The sequence below is a fragment of the Variovorax paradoxus genome (assembly GCF_029919115.1).
GTDB classification, from domain to species: domain Bacteria; phylum Pseudomonadota; class Gammaproteobacteria; order Burkholderiales; family Burkholderiaceae_C; genus Variovorax; species Variovorax paradoxus_O.
The window spans coordinates 2,923,555-2,936,387 of sequence record NZ_CP123990.1 but is presented as its reverse complement, the minus strand read 5'-3'; the positions used below and the strand labels follow the sequence as shown (position 1 = coordinate 2,936,387).

Sequence of the window (12,833 nt, the reverse complement as noted above, 5' to 3'; positions counted from 1 at the left end):
GCCGCATCGGATTCGCACACAATGCCGCCCGTGTTGATTTGCGCAAGGCAAACACCCATCGCAGCTCCCCACCACGAAGCTCTTCAAGGACCGCCAATGTATTGTTCGATCCGCCGTTTCCTTGCCGCGACCGCCACGGCACTGAGCCTGGCAGCCCTGTTGGCCTCCTGTGGTGGTGGTGGCGGCGGTGGGGGCGGAGGCGGCGGAGTCATCGGTGTTCCGGTGACACCCCCGCCTACGACGGCCCAGCTGCCGGAGCGCGAGGCGCTCATTGCCCGGGCACGGGCGCTCGAACTGAACACATCCTATGTGCCGCCACCCGGCAATGTGCTGGAGCATCACACCTCCGGCTATGCCAAGACGATGTGTTCCGCCGTGTTCATCACGGGCGTCGACCCCGATGTTGCCGCTGAGAGCCTCGGCTATTTCGTGGGGCCCTACGAGCAGCGCAAGAACGTCGGCAAGCCCGTGGTGGATCGCGCGAAGCGGGAGGTACGCATTTCGATTCCCAACGGTCCGACGCTCGTGGCGCGCCACTTTGGGTCACAGGGCTGTGTCACGCTGCCTGCGGGCAGGGACGATGTTTTCTTCACGCCCGTCGAGGTCAAGAGCGCCCTGCCCGACCCGACGACCCAATCCTGGCCAATGGGCGACGTGTTGCCCGGCGACCCGCCGCCTGCGGAAGTCAACATGGCGAAGGTGAACGAGGCGGTCGAGGCGGCTTTTGGCGTGCCAGAGGCTTACACGGCGGCGTTCGTGGTCACGCACAAAGGGCGCATCATCGCCGAGCGCTACATGAATGGCATCGGACCAAGCACGCCGCTCGAATCGTGGTCGATGGGCAAGAGCGTCGTCGCCACGATGATGGGCGTGCTCATCAAGCAGGGTGAGTACAAGCTCGATCAGCCGGCGCCGATCCCCGAGTGGCAAGGTGGCGGGGATGGCCGTCAGCAGATCAAGATTTCCGACATCCTGCAGATGTCGAGCGGACTGCGCATCAAGGCGCCGGACGATCCGGACTTTGATCCCAACGGTACGTACCCCGATCACACCTACTACTACACGGGTCGCATCAACGCCTTCAACTATGCTGCCACCCGCCCGCAGCAATGGCCGCGCGGTGCGGTGGGACGCTACCGCAACACCGACCCCGTGCTTGCCAACTACCTGGTGCGCCTTGCGGTGGAGAAGCGCGGCGAAGAGTACCTGTCGTTTCCGCAGCGCGCGCTATTCGACAAGATCGGCATCCGCTCGATGGTGATCGAGACCGACCCCTACGGCAATTTTCTCACGCAGGGCTACGATTTCATGTCGGCACGCGACTGGGCTCGCCTGGGCAATCTGTACCTGCAAGACGGCGTGTGGAACGGCGAGCGCATTCTTCCCGAGGGGTTCGTCAATTTCGTGAGCAGCGTTGCACCGGCCTGGGCCGCGGACAAGCGCCCGATCTACGGCGGCTTCTTCTGGATCAACGGGATGAACTCACTGGCCGCGCCAACGTCGGCCTATTACATGCTTGGCGCGGGAGGCCAATATGTGCTGGTGATTCCGTCGCACGATCTCATCGTGGTGCGGATCGGGCACTCCAAGGGCTCGCCGTTTTCTACCCCGACGCTGAACAAGGCACTTGCACTGCTGACCGCTGCGGTGCCACGCGTGCGCTGACACCCGCCAACGGGTATTCAGGACGCGGTCGGCCCCTTGCGCAAGGTCGGCAAGCCCACGCCCGCAGCATCGAAGCCGCCGTCCACCGCAAGCACCTGGCCGTTGATGAAGCTCGCTTCATCGCTGCACAGAAAGCCCACCGTATTGGCCATTTCTTCGGTTGTGCCATAGCGGCCGAGCGGAATGGTGTCGTAGTAGTCGGAGCGGATGGCCACCGTGTGCACGAGCTTGGCCATTTCGGTCTCGACCGGCCCCGGCGCGATCACGTTGACGCGCACCCCGGCGTTGCCCAGCTCGACTGCATGCTGCTTGGTCAGGTGAATGAGTGCCGCCTTGCTGGTGCCATACGCAACGCGCAGCGTGCTCGCGCGCAGGCCCGAAATGGAGGCGATGTTCACCACCGCACCTCGCCCACGTTCCACCATCAGCGCGCCGAACGCCTGCGTGCACAAGAAAGCGCCGTCCAGGTTGGTACCGAGCACCGTGCGCCACTCTTCGAACGAAGTCTGGAGCACGGGCTTGAACACCGCCACGCCGGCGTTGTTGACCAGCGCATCGACATGCCCGAAGCGCTCGACCACGGACTTGGCGGCGCTGGCGACCTGCGACGGATTCGAGACGTCGCAGTGCACGCCGAGCACCCTCTCGGGCTCGGCAAGATCGGCTATCGCTTTTTCGAGCGTGGGCGCATCGATGTCAAGCAAGGCGACCTTGTAGCCATGCGCGAGGAACCAGCGGCCGATGCCGCGGGCGCCGCCCGTGATGACAGCGATGCGCGAGGGAGTCGTGGAGATATCGGTCATGAAACGTTCTACCGAAAAGGGAAGTGATATCAAACGGAATTGTGCGCCTGCCGCCAACGGCGCAGCATGGCCGTTCCATGCAATGAACTAGCGGCCGAATACCAGAAGCAAATTGTTCGCGGGCAATGCATGCCGCTCGTGCAACGCAAGGCCCGCTGCGCCGGCTTCCGCTGTCACGTCTCTCAGGTGGCGAATGCCCCAGGTGGAATTTCGCGAACGCAAGTCTTCGTCGAACGCCAGGTTGCCCGGCGCCGGTGTCACGCCTTCTTCGAAGTAAGGCCCATACGTGATCAACAACCCGCCGGCAAGCAGGTGCCGCGCGGCCCCTTGCATCAGTGCGGCGCATGCGGCCCAAGGCGCGATGTGCAGCATGTTGGCGCAGTAGATCGCGTCGAACGCATGGCCCTGCAACGGCCATTGGGATGCAGTCACGTCGAGCAGGAGCGGTGGCCGCAGATTCGACAGCGCCGCTTGTTCGACGCGGGTTGCGAGCGGAGTAAGCATGCGGGCATCCGCATCAGTGGGTTGCCAGGTCCATTGGGGCATTGCTGCTGCAAACCAGGCGGCGTGCTGGCCCGTACCCGATGCGATCTCCAGGGCGGTGCCGCGTTCGCCGAGGATGCGGATCAATGCATCGAGGATGGGCTGCTTGTTGCGGTCTGCGGCGGGGCTGTGAGGGAGGTCTGGCATTCGAGGTGGTCCTGGACGGACAGAGGGAACAATATGATCGGATTGGCACCAAAAGTGAGCGATTCTGCGCTTCGGGCGCTTTCAATGCATGCCTAAACTCGCTCGACCATTCAATTCTTCGCAAGCCGGAAAGGACAAACGAATGTTCAATCACGTCATGGTTGGCAGCAACGACATCGAACGCTCCAAACGCTTCTACGATGCGGTTCTTGCCGTAATCGGCGCACAGGGCGGACCCGTGCGCAATGTTGCAGCAACGGGTCATGTCCGGCTGTTCTACCGGCACGATGGAAGCACGCTGGGGATCAGCGAGCCTATCGACAACCAACCTGCCACGTGCGCAAACGGAGGAACCATCGCATTCAAATGCGCGACTCCCGAGTTGGTGAAAGCGTTTCATGACGTGGCGGTGGCACATGGCGGCGTGTCCATCGAAGATCCGCCCGGACTGCGCGATGACGCCTTGGGAAGGTATTACCTTGCCTATGTACGCGACCCCGACGGCAACAAGCTTTGTGCCATTCATCGAGTGCGCGCCTAGCCTTCATCGATATTGGCAGTGACGAAGCGAAGCTTGGTGAGGTCGCTGATCTCGCGACCGGAAATCGGGACCACGGCAAATGTCGTTCAGCACAGCACGCTCCGAATCAGCCAGCTCGCGCTCGACAGCCCCGCGCTCATACTCCTGCGGCACGGCAAGAAAACGCTCCAGTCCGGCCAGCGCCGCTGGAGCCTGGAGGGCGGCGATGCCGTCGTGCTGGCCGGCGGGCAGAGCTTCGACGTGTTCAACCAGTTGTCTGCACATGGTCTTTTTGAAGCACGTTGGCTCCTTTGGGACAAGGCGCTCATCGAGGGCTTCGCGCAAGATCGACGCGAAGCGAGGCCCCTGCGCCAGGCGGCTGTACTCAGGGATCTTGGGCCGGAGTTCCAAGATTCCGTCGAGCGAGCCGTTGCAGCAATCTCCAACGCGCCCCAGGTTCCCGCCGAAATTGCAAGGCACAGGATGGCTGAGATATTGGTGTGGCTGTCATTGCACAACGTTGCGCTCGCGGCGCCGCAGAGCGTAACGATGGCGGCAAGACTGCGGAGCCTGTTTGCCGGATCGCTTTCTGAGCCGTGGACGATGTCGTCAGTGGCTGCTCGGCTTGCCATGAGCGAAGCAACTCTCAGGCGAAGACTGAGCGCCGAAGGGGTGACTTTCGGAGCGGTATTGACGGATGCGCGCATGTCGTTTGCCATGACTCTGCTCCAGTCGACGGACCACGCGGTCACGCGCATTGCCTCTAACGTCGGTTACGAATCGGCTTCGCGCTTTTCGGTAAGGTTTCGCGCTCGGTTCGGATTTGCCCCAACTGCGGTTCGTGGCCATTGCAGAACTTGAATTGCATGGCGCCGTGGCGACCAAAATGAATCTTGCCATTTGATCTTCGCCTTTCGAGATAGCTGTGCACGGGCTTCGCAGCCGGTTTGCGAGCTTTCCATGGTACCCACGCCATGTACGATTGCGCGTGCACGACCACCGCTTGAAACACAACGACTCGCTCGACATGCGTACCGCCCTTTACTACTCGCTGATGCTCTTGCTCGGATTTGCCTGGTACAAGTACGGGCAAAACCTGCTTCGTAAGAAGCGTTGGAATGAGAACGGCGAGCGCACCGAAGGACTCACAGGGCCGGTGGGATTGCTCTTGGCCGCTGCCGCCGGCTGCTACTTTCTGTTTGCGTTCTTGCGCGCGCTGGTTCGGGGCGAGGTGCCGTGCCTCGGCAAGGCTTGCGGGATGCAGGTCTACACACTGGCGGCAAATACCGGCGATTACTGGGCCAACATGTTCTTCCTTGCCTGGATGGTGCTTGGGCTGAGCTATGCGGTTTATGTAACGCTCAAGATCTGGTTCCGGGAGTAGCTGCCCAAGGGGGCGACGATGCTGAAAGCCGCCGGCTTCTCTATCGAGTACGGCCCAACCGACGAACCCTGGGGAGTCCGCCGGTTCTTCGTTCGCGACCCGATCGGAAAGCTGGTCAACATCCTCGCGCATGTATGACCAGAGCCCCGCGGCTCACCCGCCGCCGAACTCCCGTGCATGTTCCACCGCATACTTGATCAACTCGGCCTGACCCTCGATTCCCAGCCGCCGCTTGATGCTCTGCCGGTGCGCCTCCACTGTGCGCACGCTAAGCCCGAGGTCGCGCGCAATCTGCTTGCTCGATTCGCCCCTGCCCAACGCGGTGAGTATTTCACTCTCGCGCGGGGTGAGCAGCGGCTTGGGCGCCTGGTTGCGAAACAGCTTTTTGGAAACGGCCGGGCTCAGGAAGGTGCCGCCGGCTGATACGGCTTCTATGGCGGCAACGATCTCGGCAGCGGGCGCATCCTTCAGCACGTAGCCACGCGCGCCCACTTGCAAGGCCTTCTGCACGTACTCGGGGTTGTCGTACATGCTGAGCATTACCACGTGCGGCGCCGGCTGGCGTTGCAGCACCAGCGCGGCCAGGTCGATGCCGTTCATGTCTTTCATGCCGACGTCCATCAACAGCAGGTCGGGGCGCAGCTCTTGCACGAGCGCGAGCGCTTCGGCGGCACTGCCCGCCTCGCCGACGATCTCCAGGTTGGGCATGGAGCCGAGCCGCGCGCGCAGGCCGTCGCGCACAAGAGGATGGTCGTCGACCAGAAAGAGGCGGATGGTGGAGGCAGCGTCTGTCATCGTCATCTCGATGGCTATTCAGGCCTTGCGCTCTGGGTCGGCACTTCGGCCACGATGGTCGTTCCGCCTTCACTGGAATGCACACTGAGGCGCCCGCCGATGGACTCCATGCGTTCGCGCATGTTGCGCAGGCCGATGCCGCGGCGCGGGTCGAGTTGCGTGGCGTCCACGTCGAAACCCGCGCCATCGTCGCCAATCTCGAGCCGCACGCCTTCTTCGTCCGAAAAGCCGAGCGCAATATGCACGCGGTGCGCCGTTGCATGCTTGCGCACATTGGTGAGCGCTTCTTGCGTGACGCGGAAGAGCGCGGTCTTTGTTTCCTGCGAGAGTTCGAAGGCCTCGCCTTCGATCATGATGGACGCATCGATGGTGCCCTCTTCCGCAAACTCGTCTCCCAGGCGCTGAAGTGCCGCGGGCAGGCCAAGGGTGTCGAGCAACGCCGGGCGCAGGCGGTGCGAAATGCGGCGCACTTCAAGCAGCGAATCGTTGAGCCTTTGCAGCGCCTTGGTCAGCGCCGGCGGCGCAGCCTGGCTGCCGCGGTCGAGGGCGTCTACGGCGGATTCGATGAGCAGCTTGGCGGACACGAGCGTCTGGCTGGTGCCGTCATGCAGCTCGCGCGCAAGATGGCCGCGCTCTTCTTCTTGCGACTGCACTACGCGCCGGGCAAGCAGCCGCAGCTTGGCCTCGGCCACGCGGTGTTCGCTGAGGTTGAGCAGCAGCCCGGTGGCGCTCACCACGCCCAGGCACAGCGCTGCAATGCCGGCAATCCAGAGCAGCGTGGTGGTGACGTTGGCGCTCATCTGCCGGTCGAGCGCCTGCATGGTGGTTTCGATGTCGTCGAGGTAAAGGCCGGTGCCTACCATCCAGTTCCAGCGAGGCAGCGCGGTAACGTAGCCGAGCTTGGGCGCCATCTGCTCGCTGGAGGGCTTGCGCCACTCGTATTCGACATAGCCGCCGCCCGCCTGCGCCCCCGCAATCAGGTCTTGTATGGTGAAGCGGCCGCGGGAGTCGCGCATTTCCCAGAGGTTCTTGCCCACGAGGTCGGGCTGCCGCGAATGCATGAGGGAGCGCCCCTGCATGTCGTAGACGAAGAAGTAGCCGTCGTCGCCGTAGTCGAGTGCGGCCAGGCGGCGCAGGGCCTCGTTGCGGGTTTCTTCGTCGTCCAGGCCGGCGTCGTACAGCGGGCGCACGATGCTCACGGCCAGGTCGACATAGCTGCGCAGTTCGCTGCGCCGCTGGTCCATGTAGCTTTTTTCGATGAGCGCCCGCTCGCGCCGCGCAAGATCGTGCTCCTGGTGGCGCACCGCCAGCGCAACCAGCACTAGCGCGATGAGCAGGGGTGCAACAGCCAGCGCGACGATCTTGGTACGGAGGTTCATCGGTGGGCAAGACTACCACCGGGCGTGGCCCGAACCTTAAGATTGCGGGGGCACGGCAACGCACACGGGAGATCATTCATGCAGATTGGCAGAGCTGCCGTACTGGCCATTCTTCTATCGGGTGGCCTCGGCCCGGCCCATGCCGACGCGCCGTTTACCGCGGTTTTCAGCGGGACGGGGCGTGCATGCTCGGGCGGGCTCTTCGTCCGCACCAAGACCATCGAATGGAATTCGAGCTTCAGCATCTGCAAGCCCACCCGGTACAGCGTGCTGGACAAAGACCTTGCCGCGGACCATCGCCGGATCGCCTTTCGCCTTGCCGCGCGCAGCAGGCGGTGCCACTACGAGGTGATCGAAGCGCAGCAGTACAGCACGTACGGCTGGAGCGTCCAGGGCTACCAGTCGCTCGAGGCCTACGAGAAGCGCGCCCTGCCCGGCTGGCGCAATTCGCCGCTGGACGAACGAATGGTGCTGTCGTGCCCGATGGTCCGGCTCGACTGATCAGTGCAGGCTGGTCGGCCGGCCCGAGGCCACCCACGCGTCGAGTCCGCCCGTCAGCGGCAGGGCACGCCGCGCACCCCGCGCCAGAAGCACGCGCGCGGCCAAGGCTGCCGACACCTCGTTGGGGCAGTTGCAATAAAGAACGACGTCGCGCCCGCCGACAAGCGGCAGCTCTCCATGCCGCTGCTGCAGGGCCTTGAGCGTGTACGGCAGCGCACCGGGAATGCGTCGCGGGTCGACCTGCAGGCCGGCCTCACCACGCACATCGATGACCAGCGGCGGTACCTCGCCGGCCAGCAGGTCGTGCAGTTCGTCAACGGTAATGCGCGGCATGCCGGTGAGCCGCGTGAACGCACGGCGGCGCCAGTAGCGCACCGCCAGCATCACGGCCAGCACCACCACCAGCGCGAGCGTTGCAATACCGCCGGCCTGGGCGAGCATGGCCAGCACTTCCTGGATCTGATCGCGAAAAGCCCAGCCCAGTCCCAGGAAAACACCGGTCCAGATGAGCGCGGCACCAATGTCGAACCCGATGAAGCGCCACACCGACATGCCCAGCGCGCCCGCCATGGGCGGTGCCACCACCGAGACGCCAGGCACAAACTTGGCGGCCACGAGCGAGAGGCCGCCCCACCGGCCGATGAGCGATTCGCCGCGCCGCACGCAAGAGTCGGGCGACAGCGAGATCCGGCACAGAAGGCGCATGAAGCGGTAGCCGAAGCGCCGCCCGGCGTAGAACCAGGCGCCGTCTCCGAGCAGGTTGGCCGCCACCGCAGCCAGCACAACCCCTGCCACCGAGACGTTGCCTGCCGCCAGCAACGCGCCCGACACCACAAGCACCGCGGCTGCGGGCACCGGCAAGCCGAGGCGCGCGGCAAAGCTCGCCGCGAAGACGATCGCGATCGCGTTCTGCACCAGCAGCGACATCAGCTGTGCCATGGCAACAGCGCAAGGTTCTTCGGGTTCACTCCGTGGCGGCCTAGCGGGGTGCGTCGCCCTTGCGGTATTCGGCCGTGAGCTCGTCCAGCTTCTGCTTCAGTGCCGGGTCGAGCTTGTATTCCGCCGCTGCGAGAGTGGCGTCCAGCTGTTCGGGCCGGCTGGCGCCGAGCAGCGGCGCGGTAATGAGCGGGTTGGCCATGACCCACGCCACCGCCAGCGTGGCCAGCGGCGCGCCGGCCTCGTCGGCGAGCTTGTGCAGCTGCGTCACGGTGTTGAAGCTGCGCTCGTTCCAGTAGCGGTCCTGGTACATGCCGCCAGCTGTACCGAGCGTGAAGCGGGTGTTTTCCTCTGGCTTGGCGCCGGGCTTGTATTTGCCGGTGAGCAGGCCGCCGGCCAACGGGTTGTACGGAATCACGCCCAGGCCTTCTTCGCCTGCCAGCGGCAGCAGCTCGCGTTCGATTTCGCGGAACAGCAGGCTGTAGCGCGGCTGCACCGACACATAGCGCGTGAGCTTGTGCAGCTCGGCCTTGCCGAGCGCGCGGGCCAGCCGGTAGGCCAGGAAGTTGGACACGCCGATGTAGCGCGCGCGGCCCGACTTGACGATGACGTCCAGCGCCTCCAGGCTTTCTTCGAGCGGCGTCTCGCGGTCGTCGCTGTGCAGCTGGTACAGGTCGACGTGGTCGGTCTGCAGCCGCTTGAGCGAGGCGTCGATGGCATCGAGCAGGTGCTTGCGCGATGCGCCCTGGTCCCAGCTGTTGGGGCCGACCTTGCCCACGGCCTTGGTGGCCACGACAAAGCGGCGGCGACCTGTAGCGCCCTGCTTTTGCAGCCAGCGGCCGATGATTTCTTCGGTGCGGCCCGTGGTTTCGACGGTACCGCCCAGCGGGTACACATCCGCTGTATCCAGAAAGTTGATGCCGCCTTCCGCGGCCTTGTCCAGAATGCTGTGCGACACGGCCTCGTCGGTCTGCAGGCCGAAGGTCATGGTGCCGAGCGCAAGGCGCGACACGGTCAGGCCCGTGCGGCCGAGCCGGGTGGTGGGAATGCTCATGGTGGTCTCGATCCGAAGAGATGAGAGAGGTATGGAAGGGCGGCGGTCATCATAGACACGGCCGCGCAATCCTGCATGCGCGGGATTTTCTCAGGTGGCTTCCAGGCGCCCGTCCGGCCGCGTGCCGGCACGTGCGCTCATCACCGCCCAGCCAAAGATGCCGATGCCTGCCAGCGCCAGCAGCGCGCCCACCCATCCGGTCGAAGTCCAGCCCAGGCCTGCCGCAATGGCCACGCCGCCGAGCCAGGCGCCGAGCGCGTTGGCCATGTTGAAGGCCGAGTGGTTGAGCGCGGCGGCGAGCGTTTGCGCATCGCCGGCAACGTCCATCAGGCGAATCTGCAGCGCCGGGCCGATGGCAACGGTGGTGCCGATGAGAAACACGTTGAAGGCCGCCGTGTACACGTTGTGCGCCGCAAAGGTGAACATGGCGAGCACCAGTGCCGCATACACCAGCAGGCCGCCGATGGTGCGCATGAGCGACTTGTCGGCCAGCCTCGAACCGACCAGGTTGCCCGTGACCATGCCCAGGCCGAACAGCGCAAGCACGAACGGCACCCCGCCCAGCGGCAGCCCCGCCACCTCGATGAGCGTGGGCTTGATGTAGCTGAACACCGAGAACATGCCGCCGAAGCCGATGGCGCCGATGCCGAGCGTGAACCACACCTGCTTGCGCTTGAGCGCGCCAAGCTCGCGCCAGGGGCTGGCGCCTGCGGGCGCCGCCAGATCGGGAATGTCGCGGCGCAGCAGCGCCACGGCAATGAGCGCGATGATGCCGACGAACACGAAGGCCGCGCGCCAGCCGAACAGCTGCCCGAGCCAGGCGGCAATCGGCACCCCGACGAGCGTGGCCCCGGTGAGCCCCAGCATCACAAGGCCCACGGCCCGCGCGCGGCGGCCGGGTGGCGCCAGCGTGGCCGCTACCAGCGCGGCAACGCCAAAGTAGGTGCCGTGCGGCAGGCCGGTCGCAAAGCGCAGCAGGTTGAGCGACATGTAGCCCGGGGCCATGGCGCTGGCGAAATTGCCGGCGGCAAAAATGGCCATGAGCGCAATCAGCAGTGCGCGGCGCCGCCAACCCGCGGCAAGCACCGCGAGCACGGGCGCGCCGATGACCACGCCGAGCGCGTAGGCGCTGATGACGTGGCCCGCCTGCGGAATGCTGACAGCAATGTCGCGCGCCACCTCGGGCAGCAGGCCCATGATGACGAACTCACCCGTGCCAATGGCAAAGCCGCCGACGCCGAGCGCGAGCACGGCCCGCAAGAAGTTGACGGGCCGAGTCGGCGCAGACAAAGCGGAAGAGGAAATGTCGGTGTCCGCGCCGGTATCGTGCACGGGTGGGGAGGCGTTCAAGGCCAGGCTCCTGGGAGGGTGCCCGGCGGTGACGGGCAGAGCCCGATTTTAGGGTAAACCCTGAATCGCTGCCGATACGCAAAGGCCGAAGGGCTGATACCGGGATGGGCTTTTTCCGGCTTCTGCCCCTTGCGGTCAGATGGCGACCAGCTGCCGCACACCCTGTGCTTCCATGTCCTTGCCGAGGCCGCGCGCAATCACCTCGCCGCGCTCCATCACGAGGTAGTCGTCGGCCAGCTCCTGGGCAAAGTCGTAATACTGCTCGCACAGCACGATGGCCATGTCGCCGCGGTCGGCCAGCATGCGGATGACGCGGCCAATGTCCTTGATGATGCTGGGCTGGATGCCTTCGGTAGGCTCGTCCAGGATCAGGAGCTTGGGCTTGGGCGCGAGGGCGCGGGCAATGGCCAGCTGCTGCTGCTGCCCACCGGAGAGATCGCCACCTCTTCTGTTGATCATCTGCTTGAGCACGGGGAACAGCTCGAAGAGTTCCGCGGGAATGGGCGTGCTGCCGCTCTTGTAGGCCAGGCCCATGCGCAGGTTTTCTTCCACGGTGAGTCGCGCGAAGATTTCGCGGCCTTGGGGGACGAAGCCGATGCCGGCTCTTGCCCGTTCATACGGCGTGGCCTTGTGGATCGGCTTGCCCTCGAGCTCGATGCTGCCGCTCTTGATGGGCACCAGGCCCATCAGCGACTTGAGCAGCGTGGTCTTGCCCACGCCGTTGCGGCCCAGCAGCACGGTGACCTTGCCGAGCGTTGCTTGGAAGCTCACATCGCGCAGGATGTGGGAGCCGCCGTAGTACTGGTGGATGTTCTTGACTGTCAGCATGAAATCGATTCCTCAGCGGCCGAGATAAACCTCGATCACGCGTTCATCGGACTGCACTTCGTCCAACGTGCCTTGAGCGAGCACCGATCCATCGCACAGCACCGTCACTATCTCGGAAATGGTGCGGATGAAGCTCATGTCGTGCTCCACCACCATCAGCGAATGCTTGCCCTTGAGCGTGAGGAAGAGCTCGGCGGTGCGCGCGGTTTCTTCGTCGGTCATGCCGGCCACGGGTTCGTCGAGCAGCAGCAGCTTCGGGTCCTGCATCAGCAGCATGCCGATCTCGAGCCACTGCTTCTGGCCGTGGCTCAGGTTGCCTGCAAGGCGCGAAACGCTGTCGGCCAGGTGAATGGTGTGCAGCACCTCGGCCAAGCGGTCGCTCTGCGCCGAGTCGAGCTTGAACAGCATCGACGCGCGCACGCCCTTGTTGGTCTTGAGTGCGAGCTCGAGGTTTTCGAACACGGTGAGGTGCTCGAACACCGTCGGCTTCTGGAACTTGCGGCCGATGCCCAACTGGGCAATGTCGGCCTCGCGGTGGCGCAGCAGGTCGATGGTGCTGCCGAAGAACACGGTGCCCGAGTCGGGCCGCGTCTTGCCGGTGATGATGTCCATCATCGTCGTCTTGCCCGCGCCGTTGGGCCCGATGATGCAGCGCAGCTCGCCCGGCGCAATGTCGAGCGAGAGCTTGTTGATGGCCTTGAAGCCGTCGAAGCTCACGCTCACGTCTTCGAGGTACAAGATGCGGCCGTGCGTGATGTCTACTTCGCCCGGCGTTGCAATGCGGCCGAAGTCGGCGGAACGGCCGCCCGACTCGGTACTGCCGCTCACGTAGTGCATGCCTGCCGCGCGGGCGGCACGCTCGGCGCCTGCTTCCATCAGGTCGGGCGTCATTCAGAAACCTCCGCGCTTCGCGCTGCGGTATTCGCCT

General features: G+C 64.7%; 14 protein-coding genes and 1 pseudogene. 6 read left to right on the top strand and 9 right to left on the bottom strand.

What is annotated here, in order from left to right:
* Window positions 1-96 precede the first annotated feature (96 nt).
* Window positions 97-1,665, top strand: coding sequence for a serine hydrolase domain-containing protein (locus tag QHG62_RS14320; protein WP_281146319.1), 1,569 nt, complete (start codon window positions 97-99; stop codon window positions 1,663-1,665).
* 17 nt (window positions 1,666-1,682) lie between these two features.
* Here QHG62_RS14320 and QHG62_RS14315 read toward each other — a convergent pair whose 3' ends face one another.
* Entirely contained in the window at window positions 1,683-2,468 is a 786-nt protein-coding gene (locus tag QHG62_RS14315; protein ID WP_281146318.1) for an SDR family NAD(P)-dependent oxidoreductase, read from the bottom strand.
* Window positions 2,469-2,555: 87 nt separating this feature from the next.
* Complete coding sequence (locus tag QHG62_RS14310; protein ID WP_281146317.1) at window positions 2,556-3,158, bottom strand: DUF938 domain-containing protein; 603 nt, start codon at window positions 3,156-3,158, stop codon at window positions 2,556-2,558.
* Window positions 3,159-3,300: 142 nt separating this feature from the next.
* Here QHG62_RS14310 and QHG62_RS14305 point away from each other — a divergent pair, with 142 nt between their 5' ends.
* The 4 genes and pseudogenes from QHG62_RS14305 to QHG62_RS14290 form a co-directional block, all read left to right on the top strand.
* Window positions 3,301-3,699, top strand: a complete 399-nt coding sequence (locus QHG62_RS14305) for a VOC family protein (protein WP_281146316.1) — start codon at window positions 3,301-3,303, stop codon at window positions 3,697-3,699.
* Window positions 3,700-3,735: 36 nt separating this feature from the next.
* Complete coding sequence (locus tag QHG62_RS14300) at window positions 3,736-4,539, top strand: helix-turn-helix transcriptional regulator (protein ID WP_281146315.1); 804 nt, start codon at window positions 3,736-3,738, stop codon at window positions 4,537-4,539.
* A gap of 127 nt (window positions 4,540-4,666) precedes the next feature.
* Window positions 4,667-5,062, top strand: coding sequence for a hypothetical protein (locus QHG62_RS14295; RefSeq protein WP_281146314.1), 396 nt, complete (start codon window positions 4,667-4,669; stop codon window positions 5,060-5,062).
* A gap of 21 nt (window positions 5,063-5,083) precedes the next feature.
* Window positions 5,084-5,200, top strand: a pseudogene (locus tag QHG62_RS14290) (VOC family protein); the annotation flags it as partial.
* Window positions 5,201-5,215: 15 nt separating this feature from the next.
* Here the strand turns inward: QHG62_RS14290 and QHG62_RS14285 are convergent.
* On the bottom strand, window positions 5,216-5,863 hold the full coding sequence (locus tag QHG62_RS14285; protein WP_409050536.1) for a response regulator: 648 nt from the start codon (window positions 5,861-5,863) through the stop codon (window positions 5,216-5,218).
* Window positions 5,864-5,871: 8 nt separating this feature from the next.
* Window positions 5,872-7,236, bottom strand: a complete 1,365-nt coding sequence (locus QHG62_RS14280; protein ID WP_281146313.1) for a cache domain-containing protein — start codon at window positions 7,234-7,236, stop codon at window positions 5,872-5,874.
* 78 nt (window positions 7,237-7,314) lie between these two features.
* On the opposite strand from QHG62_RS14280, the gene QHG62_RS14275 reads away from it, so the two are divergent.
* Complete coding sequence (locus QHG62_RS14275; RefSeq protein WP_281146312.1) at window positions 7,315-7,737, top strand: hypothetical protein; 423 nt, start codon at window positions 7,315-7,317, stop codon at window positions 7,735-7,737.
* Here the strand turns inward: QHG62_RS14275 and QHG62_RS14270 are convergent, their stop codons facing one another.
* The 5 genes from QHG62_RS14270 to urtD form a co-directional block, all read right to left on the bottom strand.
* On the bottom strand, window positions 7,738-8,676 hold the full coding sequence (locus QHG62_RS14270) for a VTT domain-containing protein (RefSeq protein WP_281146311.1): 939 nt from the start codon (window positions 8,674-8,676) through the stop codon (window positions 7,738-7,740).
* Window positions 8,677-8,716: 40 nt separating this feature from the next.
* Window positions 8,717-9,727 (bottom strand): aldo/keto reductase, encoded by a 1,011-nt coding sequence (locus QHG62_RS14265; protein WP_281146310.1) that lies wholly within the window; start codon window positions 9,725-9,727, stop codon window positions 8,717-8,719.
* Between the two features lie 90 nt (window positions 9,728-9,817).
* Window positions 9,818-11,077, bottom strand: coding sequence for an MFS transporter (locus tag QHG62_RS14260; RefSeq protein ID WP_281146309.1), 1,260 nt, complete (start codon window positions 11,075-11,077; stop codon window positions 9,818-9,820).
* Between the two features lie 135 nt (window positions 11,078-11,212).
* The gene (urtE, locus tag QHG62_RS14255; protein ID WP_281146308.1) at window positions 11,213-11,905 is read right to left on the bottom strand and encodes an urea ABC transporter ATP-binding subunit UrtE; all 693 of its coding nucleotides are present in this window, start codon (window positions 11,903-11,905) and stop codon (window positions 11,213-11,215) included.
* Between the two features lie 12 nt (window positions 11,906-11,917).
* On the bottom strand, window positions 11,918-12,796 hold the full coding sequence (gene urtD / locus QHG62_RS14250; protein WP_281146307.1) for an urea ABC transporter ATP-binding protein UrtD: 879 nt from the start codon (window positions 12,794-12,796) through the stop codon (window positions 11,918-11,920).
* Window positions 12,797-12,833: the final 37 nt, after the last annotated feature.

Coding starts and splice junctions, on each gene's coding strand:
- QHG62_RS14320 (WP_281146319.1), top strand. CDS start 97: ATGTATTGTTCGATCCGCCGTTTCCTTGCCGCGACCGCCACGGCACTG.
- QHG62_RS14315 (WP_281146318.1), bottom strand. CDS start 2,468: ATGACCGATATCTCCACGACTCCCTCGCGCATCGCTGTCATCACGGGC.
- QHG62_RS14310 (WP_281146317.1), bottom strand. CDS start 3,158: ATGCCAGACCTCCCTCACAGCCCCGCCGCAGACCGCAACAAGCAGCCC.
- QHG62_RS14305 (WP_281146316.1), top strand. CDS start 3,301: ATGTTCAATCACGTCATGGTTGGCAGCAACGACATCGAACGCTCCAAA.
- QHG62_RS14285 (WP_409050536.1), bottom strand. CDS start 5,863: ATGACGATGACAGACGCTGCCTCCACCATCCGCCTCTTTCTGGTCGAC.
- QHG62_RS14280 (WP_281146313.1), bottom strand. CDS start 7,236: ATGAACCTCCGTACCAAGATCGTCGCGCTGGCTGTTGCACCCCTGCTC.
- QHG62_RS14275 (WP_281146312.1), top strand. CDS start 7,315: ATGCAGATTGGCAGAGCTGCCGTACTGGCCATTCTTCTATCGGGTGGC.
- QHG62_RS14270 (WP_281146311.1), bottom strand. CDS start 8,676: ATGGCACAGCTGATGTCGCTGCTGGTGCAGAACGCGATCGCGATCGTC.
- QHG62_RS14265 (WP_281146310.1), bottom strand. CDS start 9,727: ATGAGCATTCCCACCACCCGGCTCGGCCGCACGGGCCTGACCGTGTCG.
- urtE (WP_281146308.1), bottom strand. CDS start 11,905: ATGCTGACAGTCAAGAACATCCACCAGTACTACGGCGGCTCCCACATC.
- urtD (WP_281146307.1), bottom strand. CDS start 12,796: ATGACGCCCGACCTGATGGAAGCAGGCGCCGAGCGTGCCGCCCGCGCG.